The sequence below is a fragment of the Lysobacter sp. DMC104 genome (assembly GCF_056313665.1).
The window spans coordinates 55,475-80,758 of sequence record NZ_JBQUZW010000009.1; the positions used below are offsets into that span (position 1 = coordinate 55,475).

A 25,284-nucleotide genomic window follows, 5' to 3' on the forward strand; every position below is an offset into this window, starting at 1 on the left:
GGGGCCGGCGGCGGATCAGTGGCCGCCGATCATCGAGGTCAGCGCCACGCCCGCGACCACGATCAGCGCGAGCAGGCCGAGCATCATCAGGCCGAACAGGATCAGGATCACGATGGTGACCGTGCCCAGCTCCTCGGACTGCAGTTCGGGCTGGTCGGTGTAGGCGTACTTGTCCACCACCAGCGTGTCGCAGACCATGTCGTGCAGCGCCTGCTTGCGGGCGGTGAAGGCCGCCATCAGGTAGCCGATCATCAGCGTGAAAGTGCTGAGCAGCGTGGCGAAATAGCGGCCGAATCCGCGCCAGAAGGTGATCGGCGTGCCGTCGGTGCGCACGACCTTGATGCCGACCGCCATCTTGCCGAGGCTGGCCTGCGAGGACGAGGCATACATCGCGCCGAAATAGCAGCCGCCGATCAGCATCGACACGATCTGCAGGACGGCGTCCGCGGTCGAATAGGTGGTGCTGTAGTCGCCGGCGCCCATGCGCCCGATCCCGACCATCGCGCCGAGGATGCCGCCGATGATGCCGAGCAGGAAATTGTCGATCACCGAGGCCGCGAACCGCTTCCAGAACCGGGCGTAGACGACGTGGCCGCCGTGCACCGGGGCGGCACGGTCCTCGACCCGCGCCTGCGGCGGCGCGTAGGGCGTCGGCTCGGCGATGGCATAGGGCCGGTAGGCGCCGTCGGCCGGCGCGGCCTCGGCGGCCTTCACGAAGGCCTCGGCCTGCGGGTCCTCGGGCATGCCGCCGGCGATCACCTCGCGCAGCATCTCGCTCCAGGGGCGCCAGGCGGACATGCCTTCGCGCCAGACGAGGGTCTCGGGCGGCAGCTGGCCGCGGCCGTGCAGCGCGGCGAGGTCCGACGCAGACACCGGGCCGTGCTGGGTGCGCTGCGCGTCGCTGTAGTACCAATCGGTCATGGGGGCGGATCCGGAATCGAAGGCGTCAGGGACGGGTGCCGCTGCGGCAGGACATCGGCAGGTAGCGCTCGTCGAGCGTGCCGGCGTCGCAACGCCAGCGGGTGCCGTCGGACACCGCCACGAGGGTCTTGCCGTCGACCGTCGCGCCGACGCCCTCGAAGCGCAGCTCGATCGCGCATTCGTTGCTGTCGAGGCTGCCGACGGTGAGCCGGGCCAGTCCCTTGGCGTCGCCCGAGGCCGACAGCGGCAGGCTGGCGTCCTCGGGCTGGCCGACGTCGACGTTGCCCGGACAGGCCTCGTTGGCCTCGCGCCAGGCGTCGACCTGCGGTTGCAGGCCCTGCACGGTGGCGTAGGCGGCCATCACCTTCGAGCGCACCACGTATTCCTGGTACTGCGGGATGGCGATCGCGGCAAGGATGCCGATGACGAAGATGCCGAACACGCCCACCACGGCACCGATGATCAGGGCGATGGCGCAGCCGGACATGCCCTTGCGGGGCGGGGGCGCCTGCGGCGGAGCAGCGGACGAGGGCGACGCGGGCAGCGGCGGGGGCATGTTCATGCGGTCAGACTCCGCAGCGCGGCGGGATCGCGCTGGCCGGCATGTCGAGGTTGCGGCAGTCGATGCGGACCGCATCGCCGCCGAGGGTGACGTCGTACTGCACGGCATGGCCCTTCACTTCGGCGCCGAGACCGAGGAACTGCACGCGATATGCGCAGACGCCGCCGGCGGGCCGCGCCGGCTCCAGGCTGAACCAGCCGTCCTCGCCGCCCTGGAAGCGCTGTTCGCGCACCATCAGCTTCTCGAACTCCAGCTCGTCCGGACAGGCGTTGCCATTGGCGACATAGAACTCGGCCATGGCCGCGGTCACCAGCTCGCGCGCCAACGCGTCGGTCTTGTCCAGGCGGCGCGCGTCGAACACGCCATCGCCATGCGATTGCGCGGCTTGCGCGGCCTTCGCGCGCTTCACGTAGTCGTTGTAGGCCGGCAGCGCGAGCGCCGCGATCACCCCGACCAGCAGCAGGCCCAGCACGCCGATGACCGCCAGCGCGATCAGGCAGCCGTTGCGCCGCGACGGCGGCGGCTCCACGGGCACGCTCGGGCGTGCCGCATGCGAAGCGGTGGCTGCCGCCGGGCGGATCGGCGGCGGAGGCGGCGGCTTGGTCAGGTCGGGCTCGACGCCGGTGAGACCCAGCTCCTCGATCAGGCGATCCAGCGGCTGCCATTCGCGCAGGCCGTCATGCCAGGCCAGGGTGTCGCGCACGATCACGCGGTCGCGATACCGCTGCTGCATCTGTTCCGCAGTCAGCGGACCCACCCGGCCCTGGCCGGGTGCGTGGTAGTACCAATCGGTCATGCATCCCCCAATCTCGCGGCGCCGTCGCCGGCCGGGGACCTCCGGCGGCATGGCGCGCGCGGGCAGTGTCCCAGAATTGCCCCGGCCCGCGCCATGCGCAGGCGCCGGGCGTGGTCCATTTCCGGACGGGCGTCGTGCCCGCGGACGGCGTCAGTGCACCCGCTCGCCGTCGTCCTCGAACATCTGCGTCTCCATCCAGGCGTACGCGGCCTCGGAGCCCGGCTGGTTGAACAGCACCATCAGCACGACCCACTTGAGGTCGTCCAGGTCCAGCTCGTCCTGGTCCAGTGCCATCGCCCGGTCGACCACCAGTTCGCGCTGGTCGGCGTCGAGGATGCCCTGCTGCTCCAGGAACATCAGGAAGCCGCGGCAGTCGACGTCGAGCTTGTCCAGCTCGGCGCCGAAAAACACGCGCACGGGGCCGTCGGCGCGGGGCGCGGCGGGCTCGGAACGACGGGCGGCGAGCGTGTCCAGCCAGTCGAAGGCCTTGTGGATCTCGGCCGGGCTGAAACCGGCCTGGAGCAGGCCGTTCTGCAACGAGTCCCGGTCGCCGGCGAGGTCTTCGTCCTGGGCGAAGTAGTGCTCGAAGAGGTAGAGCAGGACGTCGAGGATGCTTTCTTTCATGTCCCCTGACTTGCGCCGGTCGGCGCACTGGAAAGGAAGGAGGTGGAGCGTCGGCAGTAACGACCGTGCTCGACCGACACCCGCCCCTGCAACTCCATGCCGAGGAGCATGGAGGAGAGGGCCGCGGCCGTCAATCCGGTGCGTTCGACCAGCTGATCCATGGTGCTGGGGTCGTGGCCGAGCGCGGACCACAACCGGTGGTGTTGCGGATCGTCCGCAGGCGCCGGTGCGGCAACCTGCGCGGACGCCGGCCGGGCATCGCCCGTCGCCCCCAGCCGGCGCTGCAACTCGCCGCGCAACGCCCCGGCCCAGGCGCCCAGCGCTCCGATCACCTCGTCCGCCGATTCCACCAGCATCGCACCGTCGCGGATCAGCCGGTGGCAACCACGGGCCATCGGGTTGTGGATCGAGCCGGGCAGCGCGAAGACGTCGCGCCCGGCATCGGCGGCCAAGCGGGCGGTGATCAACGCCCCGGACCGGGTCGCCGCCTCGATCACCAGCGTGCCCAAGGTCAACCCGGCGAGGATGCGGTTGCGGCTGGGGAAATGTTCGCGGCGGGCGGAGGTGCCGGGCGGGTGCTCGCTGACCACTGCGCCGGTACGGGCGATGGCCGCCATCAGCCCGGCATGGGACTGCGGGTACGGCACGTCAGGCCCGGTGCCGAGCACGGCAACCGTCAGGCCGTCCGCGGCCAGTGTGGCCTCGTGCGCGGCGCGATCGACCCCGGCGGCGAGCCCGCTGGTCACGGCAAAGCCGGCCCGCGCCAGCGCCCGGGCGAAATCGCGGGCATTGTCGCAACCGCCGGCGGTGGGGCCGCGGCTGCCGACCACCGCCACCGCCGGATGCCACAGCCGGGTCGGGTCGCCGTCGACGAACAGCGCCAGCGGCGGGCTGCCGGCGCGGCGGAGCAGCGGCGGGTAGTCGGGATCGTGCCAGCCCACCAGCCGGTGCCCGGGCTCTCGCAGCCAGGCGCGACAACGGGCCAGCACGTCGGCATCGAGCGCCCCGGGCTCGCCTTCGAGCGCGCGGATCTGCGGCGTGTCCAGGCCGGCCTCGCGCCAGCGCGCCCGCGGCAGTGCGCGCACGGCGGCGGGGCCGCCACGGGCATCGAGCAGGTCGCGCCGCGGCGCAGTGGCGCCGCCGGGCAGCAGCAGGGCGAGCAGGGCTTCGGTATCGGCATCGAGCGTGTCCATGCCCACAGCGTGCCCCGGACACGACGAAGGCGCCTTCGGGCGCCTTCGCGTTGTGCTGTCGGGGAATTCCTATCAGGGCATGCCGATCAAGGCATGCCGAACCGCGTTACTTCGCGTCCGGACCCTTCAGGCGGTAGCCGACGCGGCTGGGCTTGGTGCTCTGCATCACCAGGCCGTAGCTGACCTTGTCGAAGGTGCGGAAGATCATGACGTGGCCGGCGTATTCGTCCGGCAACTGCACGCGGGAACCCTTCGGCACCGATTCCTCGCCGCGCCAGTAGCCGACCTCGACGCGGTCGACCTCATTGGAACCCTGGCGCCAGATCGACAGCACGGTGCCGTTGTCGATGCCGTCCTGCGCACCGACCGACAGCGCGACCACGTCGCGCGGGCCGCCGCTGGTCAGCGAGTTCGCCACCGCCAGCACGCGGGCCTTGTTCTCGTCCAGCGGCTGCTTCGGCGCGTGCGGGAAGAACTGCAGGTCGTACGGCTGGGCGTCGACCGGGATCAGGCGGTCGCCGACGCGCACTTCCACGTTCTGGTCGTCCAGCTTCAGCGTGGTGACCTCGACGTTGCCCTCGCGCAGCTTCACGACCGTGCCGGCGTTGACGCGCAGCAGTTCGTTGCCGAGGAACTCGTGGCCGATGTCGGCACCGGCGGTGTCGCTCCAGCCGGTGCCGAAGCCCGGGACCAGACCGCCACGGAAGTCGTAATGGTTGCGGGTCAGCTTGTCGCAGCACTCGCGCTTGCCGATGCGCATGTAGCGCTGGGTCGGGCGGACGATGGCATAACGCTGGCCGAGCTGGGCGGAATCGAGGTTGCGGGCGTAGACCAGATGGCCCTGCACGCTCCGGGCGATGTCCTCTTCCATGCCGACCACGTACGGCAGCGTCTTGAACTCGTCGACCACCCGCAGGTCGCGCAGGTAGGCCTCGATCTCGGACAGCGGGATGGCGTTGATGGGGCCGCCGCCGTCATTGCGCGGACCAGGCAGGACCGAGACGCGGTCGAGATAGGCCAGACTGATGATGTCGCCGGGGTAGATCAGGTGCGGATTCTTGATCTGCGGGTTGGCCTGCCAGATCTCCGGCCACAGCCACGGCCGCTTCAGGAAGCGCCCCGCGATGTCCCACAGCGTGTCGCCGCGCTTCACCACATAGGTGTCGGGGTGGTCGCCACGGAACTCCTCCTGGGCCACCGCATAGGTGCCCACGGTCAGAAGGGCAATCGCGCCTGCCACCTTCACACGGTGAGAAAAGCGCTTAAGGATGCTGGCCATCTACTTGCTCCCCTTGGGATTTTCCCCAACACAACGGCCGCACTATAGCCCACAAATCCCGGCCGTTGGCAAGTCGGAAGCGGGTACAATGCCCCGGAATGGGCCTTTGGCCCGCCCCCATCGACGCAAACATGACGTCCCTCTCAATTCTCGAATTCCCCGACCCCCGGCTCCGGACCAAGGCAAGGCCGGTCGAGGCCGCCGAAATCGCCTCCGCCGAGTTCCAGGCCCGGCTCGACGACATGTTCGAGACCATGTACGCGGCCCCCGGCATCGGCCTGGCCGCCAGCCAGGTGGACGACCACCGCCGCTTCATGGTCATCGACGTCAGCGAGGAAAAGAACCAGCCGCTGGTCTTCATCAATCCGGAGATCGCGGTCGCCGACGGCCACCAGGTCTACCAGGAAGGCTGCCTGTCGGTGCCCGGCATCTTCGCCGACGTCACCCGCGCCAACGTCATCACCGTGAAGGCCATCGGCCGCGACGGCCAGCCGTTCGAGCTGGAGACCGACGGCCTGCTGGCGATCTGCGTCCAGCACGAGATGGACCACCTCGACGGCAAGCTGTTCGTCGACTACCTCTCGCCGCTGAAGCGCGAGATGGTCCGCAAGAAGCTGGAGAAGGCACGGCGGGCCAAGTCGGCGGCGTGAGTGTGAGGCGCGTCACCCCGTTCGTGTTGGTAGAGCGGGCTTCAGCCCGCTGCAGTTCCACAGAAGCATCGACAGCGGGCTGAAGCCCGCTCTACCGGGTTGCCGCGAGTCGAAGACGGCGATCGCGTTCCATCGCACCGACCACCGGTGCCCGCTTGGTACTCCATGTCCCTGAGAATCGTCTTCGCCGGCACGCCGGCCTTCGCCGTCCCCTGTCTGCGCGCCGCGGCGCGGCAGAATGAAGTAGTGGCGGTCTACACCCAGCCCGACCGGCCCGCCGGCCGCGGGCGCGCGCTCGCGGCTTCGCTGGTGAAGCTGGAAGCCCTGCAGCGCGGGATCGAAGTGCTGCAGCCGGAGACGCTGAAGACGCAGGTCGCGCGCGATGCGCTGCGGGCGCTGAAGCCGGACCTGATGATCGTGGTCGCCTACGGCCTGATCCTGCCGCAGAAGATCCTCGACATCCCGACCCACGGCTGCTGGAACGTCCACGCCTCGCTGCTGCCGCGCTGGCGCGGCGCGGCGCCGATCCAGCGCGCGATCGAGGCGGGCGACACCGAAAGCGGCGTCTGCCTGATGCGCATGGAGAAGGGCCTGGACACCGGCCCGGTGCTGCTGTCGCAGCAGGTCGCGATCGGGCCGGACGACACCGGCGGCCAGTTGCACGACCGCCTGTCCGAACTCGGCGCGCAGGTGCTGGCCGACGGCCTCGGCCTGCTGCGCGCGGGCATCCTGCCGGTCGCACGGCCCCAGCCCGAAGAAGGCGTGACCTACGCACACAAGCTCGACAAGCACGAGGCGAAGCTCGACTGGACGCAGCCCGCGGCCGCGCTGGCGAACAAGGTGCGCGCGTTCAACCCGTGGCCGATCGCCGAGGCGACCCTCGCCGGCGAACGCGTGCGCATCCACGGCGCGATCGCGCTCGACGTCGCGCACGATCGCGCGCCGGGCACCGTGCTCGCAGCCGCGCGCGACGGCATCGACATCGCCTGCGGCCAGGGTGCGCTCCGCATCCGTGTGCTGCAGCGCGAAGGCGGCAAGGCGATCACCGCCGCCGATTATCTGAATGCGCGGCGGGATCTCGTGGCGGCATCGGCATGAGCATGCTCCGCGCGTTCGATGTCGTGCGCGTGCTGTCCGTCGAGGGCGCGCACTCGCGTCGCGTCGCCGACGACGCACGCACGCCCCGCATCGGCGATGTCGCTGCCGTGGTGGAGGTGCTGCGTGCGCCCGGGCATCCCGACGGCTTCGAGTGCGAGTGCGTGGACGGACATGGCCGTACGCTGTGGTTGGCGACTTTTCACGCCGAAGCGCTCGAACTGATCGCGAAGGACACCCGATGACCACCGGCACCGCCCCCCGCCTCGCCGCCGCGCGCGTCCTCGACGCGGTGCTGCATCGCGGCCGTTCGCTGAAGGCGGAGTTCGCGAAGGCGCTGCCGGCGCTGGACGATCCCCGCGACCGTGCGCTGGTCGAGGCGATCTGCTTCGCGGCGCTGCGCGAACGCGCGCGCTACGCCGCCACGCTCGATGCCTGGGTCGCGAAGCCGCTCGCCCGTCGCGACGATCCACTGAAGGCGCTGCTGTACGTCGGCTTCGCCCAGCTCGACGCGCTGCAGTTGCCGGCGCACGCCGCGCTCGACGCGACGGTCGAAGCCGCCCGCGCGCTGGGCCGCACGCACCAGGCCGGGATGGTCAACGCCCTGCTCCGCCGCGCCCAGCGCGAAGGCCTGCCCGCCGCCGATCCGGCGCAGGCGTGGCCGGCGTGGCTGCTGGCGGAACTGCGCCGCGATTGGCCCGACGACGCCGACGCGATCCTCGCCGCCTGCGCCGCGCCGGCGCCGCTGTGGCTGCGGGTGAACCGTCGCCTCGGCACCCGCGACGCCTATCTCGAACAATTGCGCGAGGCCGGCATCGACGCGGTCGCCCATGACGCACTGCCCGACGCCCTGCGCCTGGACGCCTCGCGCGCGGTGGCCGAGCTGCCGGGCTTCGCGGACGGCGCGGTGTCGGTGCAGGACGCCTCGGCGCAGGCCGTGGCCGACGCCCTCGCACCGGCGCCGGGCGCCCGCGTGCTCGACGCCTGCGCCGCGCCCGGCGGCAAGGCCGCGCACCTGCTCGAACGCGACCCGTCGCTGCGGATCACGGCGCTCGACATCGACGCCCGCCGGCTGCGCCGCACCAGCGAGACGCTGGCGCGGGTCGCGCCGGGCGCCACGGTGGACCTGAAGGCCGCCGACGCCACCTACCCGCCCGACTGGTGGGACGGGACGCCTTTCGACGCCGTGCTGATCGATGCGCCCTGCTCCGCCACCGGCATCGTGCGCCGGCAGCCGGACATCCTGCTGCATCGGCGCGAGTCCGATCTCGATGCGCTGGTCGCGACCCAGATGGCGCTGCTCGACGCGCTCTGGCCGACGCTGGCGCCGGGCGGGACGCTGGTCTACGCGACCTGTTCGCTGCTGGCCCGCGAGAACGCGGTACAGGTCGACGCCTTCCTGTCGCGCACGCCGGACGCCGTCGCCGAACCGCTCGACGCCCGCTTCGGCCACGTCGCCGGCGCCGGCCGCCAGCGCCTGCCGGGCGAGGACGGCATGGACGGCTTCTTCTACGCGAAGCTGCGCAAGCGGGGCTGATCCACGGTCCGGAGCGACGGTTCCTGTGGGAGCGACGTGAGTCGCGACGGCGATCCGACGCCCTCGGCCGTTCGTCGCGACTCACGTCGCTCCCACAAGGAAGACCTTCTGGACGGCAGCGCCATCGTGCACGAGCCCACGCGAACCGACCCGGTATCATGCGCGGATGCTGAAGACCCGCGCCTCCCGTGAATTCTGGCTGCTCGCCGTCGTCGCCCTGCTGCTGCTCGGCACGGGACTCGGCCTGCGCGACCCGTGGCCCTCCGACGAACCGCGCTTCACCCTCGTCGCCAAGCACATGGTCGAGAGCGGCGACTGGCTGTTCCCGCGCCGCGGCACCGAGCTGTACTCCGACAAGCCGCCGATGCTGATGTGGTTCGAGGCGGTGTTCTACACGCTGGTGCGCGACTGGCGCGTCGCGTTCCTGCTGCCGTCGCTGCTGGCGGCGCTGGGCACGCTGTGGTGCGTGTACGACCTCGGTCGCCGGCTGTGGACGCGGCGCGTGGGCCTGTACGCGGCGTGGGCGCTGCTGTTCACGCTGCAGTTCGCGTACCAGAGCAAGAAGGCGCAGATCGATCCGCTGGTGTGCTTCTGGATCACGCTCGCCAACTACGGCCTGCTGCGCCACCTGCTGCGCGGGCCCGACTGGCGGATGTGGACACTGGGCTGGTTCGCCGCCGGGCTGGGCACGATCACCAAGGGCGTCGGCGGCCTCGCGCTGCTGATGATCCTGCCGGCAGCGATCGCGTCGCTGCGCGGCTGGCCGGACGTGCGCGTGCATGCGCGCAATTGGCGCTTCTGGATCGGGCCGCTGGCGTTCGCGTTCGCGGCGTCGCTGTGGCTGGTGCCGATGGTGACCGCGGCGCTGCATCACGCCGAACCCGAATACCGCGCCTATCTCAACGACATCCTGTTCCGGCAGACCGCCGGGCGCTACGCGAAGTCGTGGGACCACCCGCAGCCGCCGTGGTACCACTTCGAGGTGATGGCGACCGCGTGGCTGCCGACCGTGCTCGCGCTGTTCTGGGCCGTGCCCGCGTGGCGTCGCCGCCTGCGTCGCCGCGACGCGCGCTACCTGCTGCCGCTGGCGTGGTGGGCGCTGATCATCCTGTTCTTCTCGATCCCGCACGGGAAGCGCGACGTCTACATCATGCCGGCACTGCCGATGATGTGCCTCGCGCTGGCGCCGCTGCTGCCGGGCATCCTGCGCCGCGCGGCGGCGAAGCGCGTCGCCACGGGTTTCGCCGCGGTGCTGGGCACGCTGCTGCTCGTCGCCGGCCTGTGGATGTGGTTCGGCGAACCGAAGTTCGAGGCGAAGCTGATGTCCGATCGCGGCTTCGTCGACGGCGGCCGCGCGCTGTACCTCATGCTGATGGCGATGGGCGCGTGGGCGCTGGCGAGCGTCGGCTGGCATCGCGTGCGCGGCGGCGAGAAAGGCCTGGCGTGGGCGCTGTGCGGCATCTGGGTGCTGTACGGGCTGATCGCGTACCCGCTGCTCAATCCGTCGAGTTCCGCGGTCGGCCTGATGGCGCACGTCGGAAAGCGCATCGGCCCCGACGCCGAACTCGGCCTCGTCGCGTGGAAGGAACAGAACCTGCTGATGGCCGACCGCCCCGCGGCGACGTTCGGCTTCCAGACGATCTGGCCCGAACAGCTCGCGCGCGGCATGCGCTGGCAGGCCGAAGCGCCGCAGAAACGCTGGCTGCTGGTGCAGGAGCCCGCGCTGTCGCAGTGCGTCGACAAGGCGAAGGCCGAATTCGCCGGCGTGTCGAACCGCCGCCGCTGGTGGCTGGTGCCTGCCGCTGCCGCCGATGTGGCGTGCACGCCGCACGGCATCGAGACGCAGAACCAGGCGGACGGGCAGGACGAGTGAGTTTCACGTGGCACGGTAGAGCGGCCTTCAGGCTGCTGCTCCTGATTTCACCCAAGACCGCAGCGGCCTGAAGGCCGCTCTACCAACGCGCGGGGGACGCTCAGCCGTCGAGCGCTTCCCACCGCGCGTATGCCTGTTCCAGTGCGGCCTGCGTGGCCGCCAGCTCCGCGTTGTGCGCGGTGACGGCGGCATGGTCGCGCTGGAAGAACGCCGGATCGTTCATCGCCTCGGTCAGTTCGGCGATCTTGGTTTCGAGCGCTTCGATGCGCGCCGGCAGTTCGTCCAGCTCGCGCTGGTCCTTGTAGCTGAGCTTGCGCTTCGCCGGCGCGGCGGCGGAAGCAGGCGACGGCGCGGGTACGGCCGCACGCGCGGGCTCCGCGGTCCTGGCGGCCGCTTTCGACGCCGCATCGACCGGCGCCGGCCGCTGCCGCAGCCAATCGCTGTAGCCACCGACGTATTCGCCGACGCGACCGTCGCCTTCCATCACGAGTGTCGAAGTGACGACGCTGTCGAGGAAGTCGCGATCGTGGCTGACCAGCAGCAGCGTGCCTTCGTACTCGCCGAGCAGTTCTTCCAGCAGTTCCAGCGTCTCGACGTCGAGGTCGTTGGTCGGTTCGTCCATCACCAGCAGGTTCGACGGCTGCGCGAACAGCTTCGCCAGCAGCAGGCGGTTGCGCTCGCCGCCGGACAGGCGGGTGATCGGCGCGCGCGCGCGTTCCGGCGAGAACAGGAAGTCCTGCAGGTAGCCGATCGCATGCTTCGAGCGGCCGTTGATCGTCACCGAATCCTTGCCCTCGGCGACGTTCTCGATCGCGTTCCAGTCCTCGCGCAACGTGGCGCGATACTGATCGAAGTACGCGACCTGCAACTGCGTGCCGACCTTGATCTCGCCGGCCTGCGGCTGCAGATCGCCGAGCAGCAGCTTGAGCAACGTGGTCTTGCCGCTGCCGTTGTCGCCGATCAGACCGATGCGGTCGCCGCGCAGGATCGTGGTCGAGAAGTCCTTCACCAGCACGCGCTCGCCGAACGCGAACGTCACGTCCTTCGCCTCGATCACCTTCTTGCCCGAGGCCGTCGCTTGCGCCGCTTCCATGCGCACGTTGCCGGTGAGGTCGCGGCGCGACGCGCGCTCCTCGCGCATCGCCTTCAACCGGCGCACGCGGCCTTCGTCGCGGGTGCGGCGGGCCTTGATGCCCTGCCGGATCCACACTTCCTCCTGTGCCAGCAGCTTGTCGAAGCGCGCGTTCTCCTGTGCCTCGGCGTTGAGGCGTTCCTCGCGGCGGCGCAGGTAGTTGGCCCAGTCGCCGGGCCAGCTGGTGAGCTGGCCGCGGTCGATCTCGACGATCCGCGTCGCCAGCGACCGCAGGAAGCGGCGATCGTGGGTGACGAACATCAGCGCGCCCGACCACGCCTTGAGGAAGCCTTCGAGCCAGTCGATCGCGGCGATGTCGAGGTGGTTGGTCGGTTCGTCCAGCAGCAGCAGGTCCGGCGCCGACACCAGCGCGCGCGCCAGCAGCACGCGGCGCTTCATGCCGCCGGAAAGCCGTCCGAAATCGGCATCGCCGTCGAGCTGCAGCCGCGCCAGCGTCTCGGTGACGCGCTGGTCGACCGACCAGCCGCCGGCGTCCTCGATCTTCGACTGCACCGTGGCCAGCGCCTCGGTGTCGATGACGTCGGCGTGGATCAGGTGGTGGTAGTCCGCGAGCAGCGCACCGAGTGCGCCCAGGCCCGCGGCGACGACGTCGAAAACGGTACCGACGGCATCGCGCGGCACTTCCTGCTCCAGACGCGCCACGCGCACGCCGGTCTCGGCGCGGATGTCGCCGTCGTCGGGCTTAAGTTCGCCGGCGAGCAGGCGCAGCAGCGTCGACTTGCCGGCGCCGTTGCGGCCGATCAGGGCGATGCGTTCGCCGGGTTCGATGGCCAGGTCCACGCCGTCGAGCAGCAGCGGACCGCCGACGCCGAAATCGACGTCATTGAGAGTGAGCAGAGGCATGACGACAGTGTAGCGCGGCGGCCTAGGCCCGCGCCGCCAGCAACGACACGTACGCCGCCTCGGTGGCTTCGACGAAGGTGTGCAGGCCAAACGCGCGTTCGGCCTTCGCGCGCGCGGCGGCGCCCATCACGGGCAGGCGGTCGCGGGCGTCGAGCAAGCCTGCGAGCGCGCGGGCGATGGCGTCGCGGTCGCGCACGGGCACGACCCAGCCGTCGATGCCGGCGTCGATGTTCTCGGGCAGGCCGGCGTAGTCGCTGACCAGCACCGGTTTGGCCATCGCCATCATTTCGCGGCAGGCGAAGGAAATGGTCTCGACCGCGTAGGACAGCACGAAGCCCGCATCGAACGCCGCGACGGCCGGGCGCACGTCGGACAGCAGCCCGGCGAAATGCACCTGCGACGCCAGCCCGAGCGCGGCGATGCGCTGCAGCTGTTCGTCCGCGGGCGGCTTGCCGCACAGCACGACATGGATGCGCGCGCGCTGCGCGTCGGGCAATGTCGCCAGCGCCTCGACCAGATCCATCCAGCCCTTGTGCAGCGCGGTGCCGGCGTTGCTGCCGAGCAGCAGCGCGTCGTCGCCGCACCACGCACGCTTCGCTTCGGCGCAGCGATCCACCGGCCACGGCGCGTAGTGCGCGATGTCAACGCCGTTGCGGATGCTGCGCGGTGCGCAGCGCGCGTAGGGCGAGGTCTGGAGCTGGCGCAGCGTAGCGTCGCTGACGCCGATCGCGAGGTCGGTCTTCGCCGCGCGCAGGCGATGGGTGAAGCCCTGCATCGACTTGGAGTTGTGCTTGGTCAGCACCAGCTTCGGCCGCTGCGGCAGACCACGCAGCGCGGCGAGCACGAGCCGATGGTCGGCGGATCCGTTGACATGGACCACGTCGAACCGATGCAGCCGCAGCAGGGCGCGCAGGCGGCGCTTCGCGCGCTGCGCCTGCAGCAGCTTGCCGAGACCGTTCGGATACGGCTGCGCGTGCACGTGCACGCCGTCGAGCCGCGACGCCTCGCGATGCAGGCGGCTGCTCGCCGGCACCGCCAGATGCACCTCGTGGCGCACCGCGAGGCCGCGGGCCAGCGCCATCAGGTAGGTGGTGTGGCCGCCGCCGTCGCCGTCGTGGAAATTGGTGAGCAGCAGCTTCATGGCGGCGGCGCGCAATCAGCCGTTGCGCGCGGGCTTCAGCGCGTACGCGAGGATGCTCAGCGCGCGCTCGACACGCTTGAACCACGAGCCGCGGGTGCGCATCGCGAGGCCGGCGTAGCGACGGATCTCGGACCAGTCCGGCGATGGCTTGGTCTTGAACTCGAACTTCACCAGCTCGACCGATTCCGGCGACACGCCGGCCATGCGCGCGTATTCGTTCACCAGTCCGCGCGAACGCAGGCGGTTGAGGTAGCGCTCGACGTGGCCGCGGTTCGACCACCAGCCGTTCTTGCCGTGGATGCGGTAGCCGACGGTGCCGGTGGGCAGGAAGTACTTGCGCCCGGCGAACAGGCTGGCGCCGTAGACGAGGCAATTGTCGGCGGACAGGCGCCAGGTCTTCGTCATCTCCGGCGGCAGGTCGAGGCAGCGCTGCGCCATGGCCCGGCGCAGCGAGATCGCCGACGTCGGCGCACCGTACCAGTGCACCAGCTCGAAGGTCGCGACCGCGGTGTAGCCGAGGTCCATCGCGCGATCGGCGAAGGCGATCCTGCGCGATTCGTTGCCGAACAGCACGATGTCGTTGAAGATGAAATCGACGTCCCTGCGCGCGTCGTACACCGCGGCGAGCTTCTCCAGGTGCGCCGGCTCCCAGCGGTCGTCGGCGTCGAGGAAGCAGACCACGTCGGCATCGGTCGCGGCGAGGCCGCGCTGGAACGCGACCAGCTGGCCGCCGTTCTCGCACATCAGCAGGGTCACGCGCGGATCGTCGCCGTAGCGTTCGCGCAGCAGGTCCTGCGAGCCGTCCTTCGAGCCATCGTCTACGACGACGACGTGCTTCGGCGCGCGCGTCTGCGCCAGCGCGCTGTCGACCGCCTCGACCACGAAGTCGCGGTAGTTGTAGCAGGTGACGACGACGGCAAAGGTGGTGGGCGCAACGGCGCTCATGCCGAGCGACCTTCGCCGATGTCGGTCTCGGCCAGCAGCTTGCGGAAGTAGGCGATGGTTTCCTTCAGGCCGTCTTCCAGCGCGACCTTCGGTTCCCAGCCCAATTCGGACTTCGCCAGCGCGATGTCGGGCTGGCGCTGTTTCGGATCGTCCGACGGCAGCGGCCGGAACACCAGCTTCGAGCGGCCACCGACCAGCGACAGCACCTTCTCGGCGAGTTCGATCATGGTGAATTCGCCGGGATTGCCGATGTTGATCGGGCCGGTGAAGCCGGCCGGTGTCGCCATCATCCGCTCGAAGCCCTCGATCAGGTCGTCGACGTAGCAGAAACTGCGCGTCTGCAGGCCGTCGCCGTAGATCGTGATGTCCTCGCCGCGCAACGCCTGCACGATGAAGTTGCTGACCACGCGCCCGTCGTTGGGATGCATGCGCGGGCCGTAGGTGTTGAAGATGCGCACGACCTTGATGTCGAGGTCATGCTGGCGGTGGTAGTCGAAGAACAGCGTCTCGGCGCAGCGCTTGCCTTCGTCGTAGCAACTGCGGATGCCGATCGGATTGACCCGGCCCCAGTAGCCTTCCGGCTGCGGATGCACTTCCGGATCGCCGTAGACCTCGCTGGTCGACGCCTGCAGGATGCGCGCGCGCAGCCGCTTGGCGAGGCCGAGCATGTTGATCGCGCCGTGCACGCTGGTCTTCGTCGTCTGCACCGGATCGTGCTGGTAGTGCACCGGCGACGCGGGACAGGCCAGGTTGTAGATGCGGTCGACCTCGACGTACAGCGGGAAGGTCACGTCGTGGCGGATCAGCTCGAAGTACGGATGGCCGATGCGATGCGCGATGTTGCGCTTGCTGCCGGTGAAGAAGTTGTCGACGCAGAGCACGTCGTGGCCTTCGTCGAGCAGGCGGTCGCACAGGTGCGAGCCGAGGAAACCGGCGCCGCCGGTCACGAGGATGCGAGCCATCGCAGGAGGGTATCCAGCTGGTGCGCCGGCGCGGGGGCGGCGGCGCGGGGTGGGGGGAGGCGGCCATTTTCGGCGATCGCCCCCCGCGCTGACCAGCCTCGGCACGGGCCGGGATGCGATCGAGACCGCGACCGCGGTCGCGCTACGGCTGCGGTTCAGGAGCTGCAGGACAACGCGCCGCAGCCGGGACGGTCCCGCGCCCAGTCCGGTCGCTTCGCCGCGAATGGCTCGCGTTCCGGGCGATCGTCGTACGGCCGGCGCATCGCCTCCAGCAGTTCGTCGATGGCCGAAGCGTCGCCGGCCTCGGCACGATCGATGGCCTGCTGCGCCAGCCAGTTGCGCAGCACCACCTGCGGATTGGCCAGGCGCATGCGTTCGCGGCGCGCCTCCGGCGACAGCGGATCGTCGGCCACGCGCGCGGCGTAGCGCGCGAGCCACGCGCGCAGGTCCGTATCGTGCGCGCCGCGCTTCGCCGGATCGTAGAACGCGACTTCGAGCGGCGCGGGATCTTCGCCGACCAGATCGATCAGGCCGCGGAACCACAGGGTCATGTCGATCTCGGCCGCCTGCATCAGTGCATGCAGGTCGCGGACCAGCGCGACGTCGTCGTCACGACATTCGGCCAGGCCGAGCTTGCGTGCGATGTTGTCGCGATCAGCCGCGGTGTACGCAGCGCCGAACGCGTCGATGCCGGCCGTCAGCGGCGCGGCATCGCCGAACAGCGGCGACAGCGCCTGCGCGAGGCGCATGAGGTTCCAGCGCGCGATCGCCGGTTGCCAGCCGAAGCGGTAGCGGCGGCCGCCGGCGTCGGTGGTGTTGGGCGTCCAGTCGGGATCGTAGGCGTCGATCCAGCCGTACGGGCCGTAGTCGATGGTGAGGCCAAGGATCGACATGTTGTCGGTGTTGAGCACGCCATGCACGAACCCCACGCGCATCCATTCGGCGGCCAGCCGCGCGGTGCGCGTGCAGATCTCGGCGAACCAGTCGCCGTACAGCGTTTCGCCTTCGCCGTGCAGGTGCGGAAAATCGCGGCGGATCGTGAAATCGGCGAGCACGCGCAGCAGGTCGGTCTCGCCGCGCGAGGCCGGCAGCTCGAAATGGCCGAAGCGCAGGAACGACGGTGCGATGCGACAGACGACCGCGCCCGGTTCGGGTTTCGGATGGCCGTCGTAGAACATGTCGCGGACCACGTCCTCACCGGTGGCGATCAGCGACAGCGCGCGCGTCGTCGGCACGCCGAGGTGGTGCATGGCCTCGCTGCACAGGAATTCGCGGATCGACGAGCGCAGGACCGCGCGGCCATCGGCGAAGCGCGCGTACGGCGTGGGCCCGGCGCCCTTGAGCTGGAGTTCGAGCCGCGTGCCGTCCGCTTTCACCGTTTCGCCGAGGCTGATCGCGCGACCGTCGCCCAACTGCCCGGCCCAGTTGCCGAACTGGTGGCCGCCATAGTTCGTCGCGAACGGATCCATGCCGGGCAGTCGCGCGTTGCCGGCGAAGACCTGCGCGAACGTCTCCGACGCGGTGTCGGCCTCGCTGAAGCCCAGCACTTCCGCCATCTCGCGCGACACCGCGAGCGTGCGCGGCGCCGCGACCGGCGTCGGCGCGACCCGCGACCATACCGCGCCACGGACCTCGCGCCGGCGCGGGCCGGATTCGGGGTCGCCGGGGAGTTCGGCGAGCAGGCGGTTGTCGAAAACCAGGTTGTCGAAGGTCAGGGTGTCGAGCATGCGGAGTGTCCGTTCTGAAAGCGCGAGCATCATCGGATGCGGAATCGGCTGCGCTCGAAACAGCCCGTCATCCTCGCGCATGCGAGGACCCAGGCGTCAGCGGCGATCATGTGTGGGTCCTCGCATGCGCGAGTATGACGGCATGTTGTCGCGCGAGCGTGGCGGGAAAGCGGCGGCGAACGTCGATGCGGTGCGCATCGCGCAACGCATCGCTCACTCCACCTTCTGCCCGCGCTCCAGCATCCACAGCATGATCGTCTTCTGGCGCACGTAGTTGGCGCGGACGTAGGCGTAGACCAGGCCGTGCCAGCCTTCGAGGAAGCCGAGCCGGAACACGTAGCCGCGCCAGAACCGCCACGCCGGCGACAGGATCAGTTTGCCGAGCGACGCGCGCTTGCCGCGGGCGAATTCGTGTTCGGCCATCATCCGCGCGTAGCGTTCGGTCTTCTGCAACTGCTGCATCAGCGAACGGTACGGATAGTGGATGAGGTCGCCCGGCAGCGTCTTCACGGCGCCGTCGACGCTCGCGGCCTCGTGGATCTCGCGATTGCCACGCCAGCCGCCGCGGCGACGGTCGAACAGCCGCAGCACGCGATCCGGATAGGCGTTGCCGCGACGCAGGAAACGGCCGAAGTATTCGCTGAGCCGCGCGAACCGGTAGCCCGCGGCACCGGCGAAGCCGCGGTCGCGTTCGGCCAGGATCGCGGCCTTCAGCTCGGGGCTCACGCGCTCGTCGGCGTCGAGGCACAGCACCCAATCATGCGCGGCCTGCTCGATGGCGAACTGCTTCTGGCTGCGGAAGCCGGTGAAGGCGCGGTCGAACACCCGCGCGCCCGCGGCCTCGCACAGCGCCCGGGTGCCGTCGGTCGAACCGGAGTCGACCACCACGATGTCGTCGCAGAACGCCAGCGACGCCAGGCAGTCGCCGATGCGGTCGGCCTCGTTGAAGGCGATAATCACGCCGGAGATCGGGATCGGCGACGAGGGCGGGGAACTGGCGATGGCGGAATACCTGTTGTTCGCGACCGAGCGGTATGCGCTGCCGATCCTGCAGCCGCTGGCCGATGCGCTGCAGGCGGCGGGCCACGGCGTGCACGCCTGGTTCGCGGACGGCGCCGCCGGCGCGCGCCTGCCGGACCCAGTCCGCATGATAAGCCTGCGCGAGGCGGTGGCGCTGCGACCGCGGGCGGTGTTCAGCGCGGCGAACTGGGTGCCAACCTTCCTGACCGGGCCGAAGGTGCAGCTCTTCCACGGCTTCAACGTCGAGAAGCGCGACGCCGCCCGCGGCCATTTCCGCGTGCGCGGCCTGTTCGACCTCTACTGCACGCAGGGCCCGGCGACCACCAGTCCGTTCCGCGAGATCGCCGCGCGGCATCCACATTTCGCGGTGGTCGAGACCGGCTGGCCGAAGCTCGATCCGCTGTTCCGCGACGACCACGGCGCCTCGGCCGCACTCCGCGCGCCATCGGGCGGTCGTCCGACCGTGCTGTTCGCCTCGACCTTCACCGAGCGCCTGAGCGCGGCGCCACACCTGTTCGACGCGATCGCCGCCGAGGTTGCGCGCGGCGAGCGCTACTGGCTGCTGACCCTGCATCCGAAGTGCTCACCGGAATTGTTCGACCGCTACCGCGGCCTCGCCGGCGCGAACGCCGCCTTCGTCGAGACCGAGCAGCTGATGGCCGCGCAGCGCGCCGCCGACGTGCTGGTGGCCGACACCACGTCGGTGGTTTCGGAGTTCGTGGTCCAGCACAAGCCCGTCGTCACCCTGCGCAACCGCGCGCCGAAGCCGCACATGCTGGATTTCGACGACCCGCTGCGGCTGCCGGCGATGCTCGACCACGCATTCGCGCCGACGCCGGAGCTGCAGGCGGCGATCGTGGCCTACGCCGATGCCATCCATCCGTATCGCGACGGGCAGTCGTCCGAACGCGTCATCGCGGCGACCGAGGACCTGATCGCAGGCCGCCTCGGCCGCCTGCACGGCAAACCGCTGGGCGGGCGTTTCCGCGCGCTCCAGATCCGCTCGAAGCTGGGGTATTGGGGCCTGGGCTGAGCGAACACGATGCCGGAAGGCTGTGCTTTTGTGGGAGCGGCGTGAGCCGCGACGGGCTGCGGCAAGCGTCAGAAAAAGCAGTCGCGGCTCACGCCGCTCCCACAGGGAAGATCGACACACTCACCACCGCAACGACTTCCGCGCCTGCGCGCGGCTCAGGCGTTCGAACAGCACGCGGGCATCGGCTTCGGGCAGGAAGCGCAGCTGCAACGGCTTCTCCATCGCGTTGCCGCCGGCAGTATCCAGCAGCAGCCGGGCCATGCCGAGCATGCGATCGACCGGCGTCTGGCCCCAGCGGATCGCCTGCAGCTTGCCGATCTCGGCGAAGCGCCATTCGCGGGTCCACCAGCCGCCGCGCACGGCAACGAGGCGATCGTCCGCCGCGTAGCCGGCGTGTCGCGCGTTCTGCCAGGCGATGTAGGCGATCCACGGCACCCACAGCGCGACGAAGATCAGGCCCAGCTTGCCGAGGCGCCACCACGCGACCGCGCCGATCACGCAGGCCAGCAGCAGCTGCGGCAGGAACAGCCGCCAGAACGCCAGCCGGTGCAGCGGCTGCCATTCGGACGGCGGCCAATGCAATTGCGGGGCGAGGTGTCGGATCAGGGCGTCACAGCGCTCGGGCGTGGCCACCGGCGCCAATTCGCGCAGCGAGCGCGGATGGTGGTGGCGCGATCCGTTCTCCAGCACCGCGGTGCTGACTTCCAGCGTGCGCCGGCCGAACCAGCGGTGCAGCATGCCTTCGTGCAGGATCCAGGACTGGATGCGCCGGCGCGGCGTGCTGGTGCGCAGGCGCGTGAGCAGGCCGCGCTCCAGGGTGAGGCGACGGCCGTGTTCCTCCAGCCGGAAGCCGGCGTAGTTCAGCAGCGCGATGCCGATCGAGAACAGCCGCAGCACCAGCACGAAGCCGACGATCAGCACCAGTGCCGCGCTGGCCACGTGGCCGTGGCCGAAGCCCGAGAAGAAGCCCTCGAACACGCCGAACATCGCCCGCCCCCACTTCTCCAGCAGGTCGGAGATCAGGTCCGGGCTGAACTGGGCGAGCGCGGCGAACGCACCGCCGACCACGATCATCCCGCGGTTGGAGATCAGGCCCAGGCGCACGATGTCGGCCAGCGTCAGCGCGTACAGCACGTCGCCCGACGGCGTGGCCGCGTGCGCCTCGGCGACGGTCTCGCCGCGGCGCCGGCGCACCAGCGCCTCCAGCGCCAGCGCGTCGGAGAGCGCCAGCACGCGCATCTCGGCCTCGGGCTTGATGCCGCCGGCCGACTCCAGCCGCACCTCGGCCACGCCGAAGATCCGGTGCAGCAGCGTCTGGTGCAGGGCGACGTTCTGGATCCGCGCGAACGGGATCTCGCGGAGGCTGCGTTCCAGCATGCCGCTGCGGATCTGCAGGCTGTCGTGGCCGATGCGGAACCGGTAGGTGTAGTAGCGCCAGATCGCCAGCGTCGCCAGCACGCAGATCACCACCACCGACCACAGGTCGTTGCGATCACCGCGGCCGAAGAACAGCAGCACCAGGATCGGGAAGATGAACTGCTTCAGGTGCGCCAGCAGCACGAACAGCCACGACAGCGGATGCAGCCGCCGCTCCGGCTGTGCGGTGGGCGAAGGCGCCGGCGCGGCCACGGCCTCAGGCGCGATCGTCATCGTCGCTCGCCTGGCGTTCGATCTCGCGGCTGAAGTGCTCGCGCAGGCGTTCGGCGACGGTCTCGTCCAGTCCGGACACATGCACGCCGCCCAGCCGCGTGCCCGCGGTGTGCAGCACCAGCGACGCCAGCTTCCGCATGCGTTCCAGCGGCCCGCGCTTGATATCGAGGTGCTGCACGCGCGAGGTCGGCACCTGCGTCTCCCACAGCCACAGCCGGCCGCGCCGCACCGCGAAGCCGTCGGTGTCCAGCCGCCAGGAGGTGTAGCGGTAGCGTCGGAACGCGATCCACAGCGCGCCGAGCCCAATCAGCACCCAGCCGACCGCGATCGCCGTCCACACGTACTGGCCGTGGTGGTAGTGGATGAACAGCCGGCGCAGGATCAGGCTGAGGATCGCGCCGGGCACCAGCGAGGACACCAGCGAAGCGACCACGAACACCCCGAATGCGCGGGACGGCAGCCGCTGCCAGCCCGCGGGTCCGTCCCAGGCGGGCGTGCGGGGCTCCGGCGCGGCGGGCGCCGCCATCTCGTCCATGGTGGCCAGCGGTTCGGTCATGCGCGGCGTTCCTGCAGGTCGCGGTAGGGATTGTGGAACGGGTTCATCGACGGGTGCAGCGTGTAGCGCTTGTAGGTCCATTGATACTGGGCCGGATCGCGCGCGGCAATCCGCTCGACGGCCGCGTTCAGCGCCGCGGTGGCGACCAGCGTGTCCGCGGAGGCGATCTCCGGTGGCGCCGGCTCGATCCGCAGCGCGAAGGCGAGGTCGCCGATGCGCTCGCAGTAGGCGAACAGCACCGTCGCGCCGCTGCGCTCGGCCAGCCGCGGCAGCAGGGTCATGGTGTAGGCCGGGCGGCCGAAGAACGGCGCGAACTCGCCGTCGCCGCTCTTGGGCTGCTGGTCCGGCAGGATGCCGACCACGCCGCCGCCGCGCAGGCGCTTGAACAGCTGGCGGATGCCGGCCGCCTCGGCGCGGACCTGTTCCACCCGGCCGTCGTCGTCGGCGCGCACGATCCGCAGGAAGGCCTCGCCCAGCGCCGACTCCGGCGGCCGGTACAGGATCGCCAGCGGCGTATGCGCGGCCAGCCACTGGTTCAGCAGCTCCCAGTTGCCGTAATGCGGCGCCGCGACGATCACCCCGCGCCCGGACGCGATCGCGGCGTCGAACAGGTCGACGCCTTCGGTCTCGCGGATCAACCGCAGGTTGTCGGCATGCGGCCGGGTCCACAGCCGCAGCGTCTCCAGCGCCTGTCGGGCGGTGGTGCGCAGGATCGCCCGCTGCAGGACGTCACGCTCGCCGGCGGGCAGCTGCGGGTAGGCCAGCTCGAGATTGCGCGCCGCCACCCGGCTCTCGCGGGCGCCGATCCGCCGCCACAGCGCGGCGATGGCATCGGCCAGCCGGCGCAGCCAGGCCCAGGGCAGGCGCGCGAGGGCGGCGGCGATCAGGTACAGGAATCGGGCGAACGCGGCAGTCATCCCGGGAAGTCTACTTGCAGCGCCCGGCGTTCCCGGTAATCCTCGCCCGCCCGCCGCCAGCCCGCCCGGAGCCGCCCATGCTCGCCCTGATCCAGCGCGTGACCGAAGCCCGGGTGACCGTGGCCGGCGAGACGGTGGGCGCGATCGGACCCGGCCTGCTCGCGCTGGTCGGCGTCGAACCCGGCGACGGCGCGGCCCAGGTGGCGAAGCTCGGCGACCGCCTGCTGCGCTACCGGGTGTTCTCCGACCCCGCCGGCAAGATGAACCTCTCGCTGGCCGACACCGGCGGCGGGCTGCTGCTGGTCAGCCAGTTCACCCTCGCCGCCGACACCCGCTCCGGCCTGCGTCCCAGCTTCAGCACCGCCGCCCCGCCTGCGGAAGCCGAGAAGACCTTCGCCGAACTGGTGGCCTATTGTCGTCAACAGCACGCAAAAGACGTCGAAACCGGCCGATTCGGCGCCGACATGCAGGTGTCGCTCGTCAACGACGGGCCGGTCACGTTCCTGCTCCGCGCCTGAACATGCCGCCGCTGGTCGCCCCGACGGCTTGAATGCCGGGCACCGGCGCACCACATCGCCCGCCGGACGCCTCTGATCCGCATCGACGTCCCCGCCGGCCCGGCACCCGCCCTCCCCGCGCCTGCCCTGCCCCGACGCTTTCGCCCGCGCGCCGCCTCCCGTCCGGCGCGCCGCCCCGGTTCCGCTCCGGGGCGGTTATAATTACGGGTTCACTTTTTCCAACGGTGGCGTCCCCATGGCCAACGAACGTCCGGCTCCCCAGTCCGACATCAAGCAGCTGATCAGCAAGGGCCTGGAGCAGGGCTATCTGACCTATGCCGAGGTCAACGATCACCTTCCCGACGATCTCGTCGATCCGGAGCAGATCGAAGACATCATCGGCATGATCAACGGCATGGGCATCGAGGTGCACGAGGTCGCGCCCGATGTCGATACCCTCCTGCTCGCCGACGGCAACACCGGCGGCCGCGAGGTCGACGACACCGCGGCCGAGGAAGCCGCCGCCACCCTGACCGCGCTGGACGGCGAAGGCGGCCGCACCACCGACCCGGTGCGCATGTACATGCGCGAGATGGGCACGGTCGAGCTGCTGACCCGCGAGGGCGAGATCGCCATCGCCAAGCGCATCGAGGAAGGCCTGACCCAGATGATGTCGGCGCTGGCCAGCTTCCCGTGGTCGGTGCAGCTGCTGCTGGAAGAGTACGAACTGCACAAGGCCGGCAAGAAGCGCCTGGCCGACATCGTCGCCGGCTTCAACGACGTCGAGGAACCCGCCGAGGAGATCCCGGTGGCCGAGATCGCCGATGACGCGGCGATCGCCGACGACGCGGATGAAGACGACGACGTGGGCGGTGGCGACGACAGCGGGCCGACCGGCCCCGATCCGGCCGAGGTCGCGCGCCGCATGGAGCTGCTGGCCGCGAGCTACGCGAAGTTCCAGAAGAGCTACGCCAAGCAGGGCGCCGGCAACAAGGCCGCGGCCGCGCTGCGCCAGGAGATGGCCGACCAGTTCATGACCCTCAAGCTGCCGCTGCCCCTCACCGACACGCTGGTGCGGAAGCTGCGCGAAGTGCTGGGCCAGATCAAGGAACACGAGCGCCGCATCCTCGACCTGTCCACCCGCATCGCCCGCATGCCGCGCAAGGACTTCATCCGCGCGTGGGAAGGCAACCAGACCAACCTGGGCTGGGTCGACGAGATGCTCAAGCGCAAGCAGAAGTGGTCGTCGGGCCTGCGCGAGGTGAAGGACCAGATCATCGCCGAGCAGGAAGCGACCATCGCCATCGAGCAGGCGCTGTTCCTCGATCTCGCCGACATCAAGGAAATCAGTCGCGCGATGGCCTACGGCGAGGCCAAGGCGCGCAAGGCGAAGAAGGAAATGGTCGAGGCCAACCTGCGCCTCGTGATCTCGATTGCCAAGAAGTACACCAACCGCGGCCTGCAGTTCCTCGACCTGATCCAGGAAGGCAACATCGGCCTGATGAAGGCGGTCGACAAGTTCGAATACCGCCGCGGCTACAAGTTCTCGACCTACGCGACCTGGTGGATCCGCCAGGCGATCACCCGCTCGATCGCCGACCAGGCGCGCACCATCCGCATCCCGGTGCACATGATCGAGACGATCAACAAGCTCAACCGCATCAGCCGCCAGATGCTGCAGCAGTACGGCCGCGAGGCGACGCCAGAAGAGCTGGCGAAGGAAATGGACATGCCGGAGGACAAGATCCGGAAGGTCCTGAAGATCGCCAAGGAACCGATCTCGATGGAAACCCCGATCGGTGACGACGAGGACAGCCACCTCGGCGACTTCATCGAGGACACCAACGTCGAGTCCCCGATCGAGAACACCACCAACATCAACCTGCAGGAAACCGTGCGCGACGTGCTGGCCGGCCTCACCCCGCGCGAGGCCAAGGTGCTGCGCATGCGCTTCGGCATCGACATGAACACGGACCACACGCTGGAGGAGGTCGGCAAGCAGTTCGACGTCACCCGCGAACGCATCCGCCAGATCGAAGCCAAGGCCCTGCGCAAGCTGCGCCACCCGAGCCGCTCGGAGCAGCTGCGCTCGTTCCTCGACATCGACTGAGGTCCGGAGCGGTTCCCGATCCGACGAAGAGCCCGCCGCAAGGCGGGCTTTTTCGTAGAATGCGGGCGACACGGGCCTATAGCTCAACGGTCAGAGCAGGGGACTCATAATCCCTTGGTTCCAGGTTCGAATCCTGGTGGGCCCACCACACGGACATCCGGCGACGCCCCAAGAGGCACACCAGACCCCGGTTATCCCGG

23 protein-coding genes and 1 tRNA gene are annotated in these 25,284 nt (G+C 70.1%); 9 read left to right on the top strand and 15 right to left on the bottom strand.

What is annotated here, in order from left to right; translation table 11 throughout:
• Positions 1-15: 15 nt before the first annotated feature.
• The 6 genes from ACT53R_RS12555 to ACT53R_RS12580 all read right to left on the bottom strand — a co-directional run bounded on the left by ACT53R_RS12555 (position 16) and on the right by ACT53R_RS12580 (position 5,375).
• Positions 16-921, bottom strand: coding sequence for an RDD family protein (locus ACT53R_RS12555; RefSeq protein ID WP_476172225.1), 906 nt, complete (start codon positions 919-921; stop codon positions 16-18).
• A 25-nt stretch (positions 922-946) separates the two neighbouring features.
• Positions 947-1,483, bottom strand: coding sequence for a pilin (locus ACT53R_RS12560; RefSeq protein ID WP_476172226.1), 537 nt, complete (start codon positions 1,481-1,483; stop codon positions 947-949).
• Positions 1,484-1,487: 4 nt separating this feature from the next.
• Positions 1,488-2,279, bottom strand: coding sequence for a DUF4339 domain-containing protein (locus tag ACT53R_RS12565; RefSeq protein WP_476172227.1), 792 nt, complete (start codon positions 2,277-2,279; stop codon positions 1,488-1,490).
• 150 nt (positions 2,280-2,429) lie between these two features.
• Positions 2,430-2,903, bottom strand: coding sequence for a DUF494 family protein (locus tag ACT53R_RS12570; RefSeq protein WP_476172228.1), 474 nt, complete (start codon positions 2,901-2,903; stop codon positions 2,430-2,432).
• Complete coding sequence (gene dprA, locus ACT53R_RS12575) at positions 2,900-4,096, bottom strand: DNA-processing protein DprA (protein ID WP_476172229.1); 1,197 nt, start codon at positions 4,094-4,096, stop codon at positions 2,900-2,902. Before dprA ends, ACT53R_RS12570 begins: the two co-directional genes overlap by 4 nt.
• A 106-nt stretch (positions 4,097-4,202) precedes the next feature.
• Positions 4,203-5,375: a LysM peptidoglycan-binding domain-containing protein gene (locus tag ACT53R_RS12580; RefSeq protein ID WP_476172230.1), complete on the bottom strand. Its 1,173-nt coding sequence runs from the start codon at positions 5,373-5,375 to the stop codon at positions 4,203-4,205.
• A 131-nt stretch (positions 5,376-5,506) separates the two neighbouring features.
• On the opposite strand from ACT53R_RS12580, the gene def reads away from it, so the two are divergent.
• From def to ACT53R_RS12605, 5 genes are all read left to right on the top strand, one after another.
• Positions 5,507-6,025: a peptide deformylase gene (gene def, locus ACT53R_RS12585; protein WP_476172231.1), complete on the top strand. Its 519-nt coding sequence runs from the start codon at positions 5,507-5,509 to the stop codon at positions 6,023-6,025.
• Positions 6,026-6,196: 171 nt separating this feature from the next.
• Positions 6,197-7,123 (top strand): methionyl-tRNA formyltransferase, encoded by a 927-nt coding sequence (gene fmt / locus ACT53R_RS12590; protein WP_476172359.1) that lies wholly within the window; start codon positions 6,197-6,199, stop codon positions 7,121-7,123.
• Positions 7,120-7,365 carry a hypothetical protein gene (locus ACT53R_RS12595; protein ID WP_476172232.1) on the top strand — a complete coding sequence of 82 codons (246 nt, stop codon included), beginning with the start codon at positions 7,120-7,122 and terminating at the stop codon, positions 7,363-7,365. The genes fmt and ACT53R_RS12595 overlap by 4 nt, the downstream gene beginning before the upstream one ends.
• The gene (gene rsmB, locus ACT53R_RS12600) at positions 7,362-8,657 is read left to right on the top strand and encodes a 16S rRNA (cytosine(967)-C(5))-methyltransferase RsmB (RefSeq protein ID WP_476172233.1); all 1,296 of its coding nucleotides are present in this window, start codon (positions 7,362-7,364) and stop codon (positions 8,655-8,657) included. Before ACT53R_RS12595 ends, rsmB begins: the two co-directional genes overlap by 4 nt.
• A gap of 166 nt (positions 8,658-8,823) precedes the next feature.
• Positions 8,824-10,530 carry an ArnT family glycosyltransferase gene (locus ACT53R_RS12605; protein ID WP_476172234.1) on the top strand — a complete coding sequence of 569 codons (1,707 nt, stop codon included), beginning with the start codon at positions 8,824-8,826 and terminating at the stop codon, positions 10,528-10,530.
• 100 nt (positions 10,531-10,630) lie between these two features.
• Here the strand turns inward: ACT53R_RS12605 and ACT53R_RS12610 are convergent, their stop codons facing one another.
• The 6 genes from ACT53R_RS12610 to ACT53R_RS12635 all read right to left on the bottom strand — a co-directional run bounded on the left by ACT53R_RS12610 (position 10,631) and on the right by ACT53R_RS12635 (position 18,276).
• Positions 10,631-12,526 (bottom strand): ATP-binding cassette domain-containing protein, encoded by a 1,896-nt coding sequence (locus ACT53R_RS12610; protein WP_476172235.1) that lies wholly within the window; start codon positions 12,524-12,526, stop codon positions 10,631-10,633.
• Between the two features lie 22 nt (positions 12,527-12,548).
• The gene (locus tag ACT53R_RS12615; protein ID WP_476172236.1) at positions 12,549-13,682 is read right to left on the bottom strand and encodes a glycosyltransferase family 4 protein; all 1,134 of its coding nucleotides are present in this window, start codon (positions 13,680-13,682) and stop codon (positions 12,549-12,551) included.
• Positions 13,683-14,612: a glycosyltransferase family 2 protein gene (locus ACT53R_RS12620; RefSeq protein ID WP_476172237.1), complete on the bottom strand. Its 930-nt coding sequence runs from the start codon at positions 14,610-14,612 to the stop codon at positions 13,683-13,685.
• Complete coding sequence (locus tag ACT53R_RS12625) at positions 14,609-15,574, bottom strand: UDP-glucuronic acid decarboxylase family protein (protein WP_476172238.1); 966 nt, start codon at positions 15,572-15,574, stop codon at positions 14,609-14,611. Before ACT53R_RS12625 ends, ACT53R_RS12620 begins: the two co-directional genes overlap by 4 nt.
• Positions 15,575-15,729: 155 nt before the next feature.
• Entirely contained in the window at positions 15,730-17,301 is a 1,572-nt protein-coding gene (locus tag ACT53R_RS12630) for a protein adenylyltransferase SelO (RefSeq protein ID WP_476172239.1), read from the bottom strand.
• A 213-nt stretch (positions 17,302-17,514) separates the two neighbouring features.
• A complete protein-coding gene (locus ACT53R_RS12635) occupies positions 17,515-18,276 on the bottom strand; it encodes a glycosyltransferase family 2 protein (RefSeq protein WP_476172360.1) in 762 nt (253 codons plus the stop codon).
• Between the two features lie 25 nt (positions 18,277-18,301).
• Here ACT53R_RS12635 and ACT53R_RS12640 point away from each other — a divergent pair, with 25 nt between their 5' ends.
• On the top strand, positions 18,302-19,354 hold the full coding sequence (locus ACT53R_RS12640) for a CDP-glycerol glycerophosphotransferase family protein (RefSeq protein WP_476172240.1): 1,053 nt from the start codon (positions 18,302-18,304) through the stop codon (positions 19,352-19,354).
• Between the two features lie 120 nt (positions 19,355-19,474).
• Here the strand turns inward: ACT53R_RS12640 and ACT53R_RS12645 are convergent, their stop codons facing one another.
• Genes ACT53R_RS12645 through ACT53R_RS12655 form a run of 3 tightly spaced genes read right to left on the bottom strand, consistent with a single transcriptional unit; the run spans position 19,475 to position 22,477 of the window.
• The gene (locus ACT53R_RS12645) at positions 19,475-21,004 is read right to left on the bottom strand and encodes a PH domain-containing protein (RefSeq protein ID WP_476172241.1); all 1,530 of its coding nucleotides are present in this window, start codon (positions 21,002-21,004) and stop codon (positions 19,475-19,477) included.
• Entirely contained in the window at positions 20,988-21,560 is a 573-nt protein-coding gene (locus ACT53R_RS12650) for a PH domain-containing protein (RefSeq protein ID WP_476172242.1), read from the bottom strand. Before ACT53R_RS12650 ends, ACT53R_RS12645 begins: the two co-directional genes overlap by 17 nt.
• Positions 21,557-22,477: a lauroyl acyltransferase gene (locus ACT53R_RS12655; RefSeq protein WP_476172243.1), complete on the bottom strand. Its 921-nt coding sequence runs from the start codon at positions 22,475-22,477 to the stop codon at positions 21,557-21,559. Before ACT53R_RS12655 ends, ACT53R_RS12650 begins: the two co-directional genes overlap by 4 nt.
• A gap of 77 nt (positions 22,478-22,554) precedes the next feature.
• Between ACT53R_RS12655 and dtd the strand changes: the two genes are divergently transcribed.
• The 3 genes from dtd (at position 22,555) to ACT53R_RS12670 (ending at position 25,232) form a co-directional block, all read left to right on the top strand.
• Positions 22,555-22,995, top strand: a complete 441-nt coding sequence (dtd, locus tag ACT53R_RS12660; RefSeq protein WP_476172244.1) for a D-aminoacyl-tRNA deacylase — start codon at positions 22,555-22,557, stop codon at positions 22,993-22,995.
• Between the two features lie 235 nt (positions 22,996-23,230).
• Positions 23,231-25,084, top strand: coding sequence for an RNA polymerase sigma factor RpoD (gene rpoD / locus ACT53R_RS12665; RefSeq protein WP_476172245.1), 1,854 nt, complete (start codon positions 23,231-23,233; stop codon positions 25,082-25,084).
• Between the two features lie 72 nt (positions 25,085-25,156).
• Positions 25,157-25,232, top strand: a tRNA-Ile gene (locus ACT53R_RS12670).
• The last annotated feature ends 52 nt before the right edge of the window (positions 25,233-25,284 follow it).

What these genes read in the sequence shown, in the direction of transcription:
- ACT53R_RS12630 (WP_476172239.1), bottom strand. Translation starts at nt 17,301, where the DNA reads ATGCTCGACACCCTGACCTTCGACAACCTGGTTTTCGACAACCGCCTG.
- ACT53R_RS12645 (WP_476172241.1), bottom strand. Translation starts at nt 21,004, where the DNA reads ATGACGATCGCGCCTGAGGCCGTGGCCGCGCCGGCGCCTTCGCCCACC.
- ACT53R_RS12605 (WP_476172234.1), top strand. Translation starts at nt 8,824, where the DNA reads ATGCTGAAGACCCGCGCCTCCCGTGAATTCTGGCTGCTCGCCGTCGTC.
- dprA (WP_476172229.1), bottom strand. Translation starts at nt 4,096, where the DNA reads ATGGACACGCTCGATGCCGATACCGAAGCCCTGCTCGCCCTGCTGCTG.
- ACT53R_RS12565 (WP_476172227.1), bottom strand. Translation starts at nt 2,279, where the DNA reads ATGACCGATTGGTACTACCACGCACCCGGCCAGGGCCGGGTGGGTCCG.
- ACT53R_RS12580 (WP_476172230.1), bottom strand. Translation starts at nt 5,375, where the DNA reads ATGGCCAGCATCCTTAAGCGCTTTTCTCACCGTGTGAAGGTGGCAGGC.
- ACT53R_RS12655 (WP_476172243.1), bottom strand. Translation starts at nt 22,477, where the DNA reads ATGACTGCCGCGTTCGCCCGATTCCTGTACCTGATCGCCGCCGCCCTC.
- ACT53R_RS12610 (WP_476172235.1), bottom strand. Translation starts at nt 12,526, where the DNA reads ATGCCTCTGCTCACTCTCAATGACGTCGATTTCGGCGTCGGCGGTCCG.
- ACT53R_RS12595 (WP_476172232.1), top strand. Translation starts at nt 7,120, where the DNA reads ATGAGCATGCTCCGCGCGTTCGATGTCGTGCGCGTGCTGTCCGTCGAG.
- def (WP_476172231.1), top strand. Translation starts at nt 5,507, where the DNA reads ATGACGTCCCTCTCAATTCTCGAATTCCCCGACCCCCGGCTCCGGACC.
- ACT53R_RS12555 (WP_476172225.1), bottom strand. Translation starts at nt 921, where the DNA reads ATGACCGATTGGTACTACAGCGACGCGCAGCGCACCCAGCACGGCCCG.
- ACT53R_RS12560 (WP_476172226.1), bottom strand. Translation starts at nt 1,483, where the DNA reads ATGAACATGCCCCCGCCGCTGCCCGCGTCGCCCTCGTCCGCTGCTCCG.
- rpoD (WP_476172245.1), top strand. Translation starts at nt 23,231, where the DNA reads ATGGCCAACGAACGTCCGGCTCCCCAGTCCGACATCAAGCAGCTGATC.
- ACT53R_RS12620 (WP_476172237.1), bottom strand. Translation starts at nt 14,612, where the DNA reads ATGAGCGCCGTTGCGCCCACCACCTTTGCCGTCGTCGTCACCTGCTAC.
- rsmB (WP_476172233.1), top strand. Translation starts at nt 7,362, where the DNA reads ATGACCACCGGCACCGCCCCCCGCCTCGCCGCCGCGCGCGTCCTCGAC.
- ACT53R_RS12650 (WP_476172242.1), bottom strand. Translation starts at nt 21,560, where the DNA reads ATGACCGAACCGCTGGCCACCATGGACGAGATGGCGGCGCCCGCCGCG.
- ACT53R_RS12570 (WP_476172228.1), bottom strand. Translation starts at nt 2,903, where the DNA reads ATGAAAGAAAGCATCCTCGACGTCCTGCTCTACCTCTTCGAGCACTAC.
- dtd (WP_476172244.1), top strand. Translation starts at nt 22,555, where the DNA reads ATGCTCGCCCTGATCCAGCGCGTGACCGAAGCCCGGGTGACCGTGGCC.
- ACT53R_RS12625 (WP_476172238.1), bottom strand. Translation starts at nt 15,574, where the DNA reads ATGGCTCGCATCCTCGTGACCGGCGGCGCCGGTTTCCTCGGCTCGCAC.
- ACT53R_RS12640 (WP_476172240.1), top strand. Translation starts at nt 18,302, where the DNA reads ATGGCGGAATACCTGTTGTTCGCGACCGAGCGGTATGCGCTGCCGATC.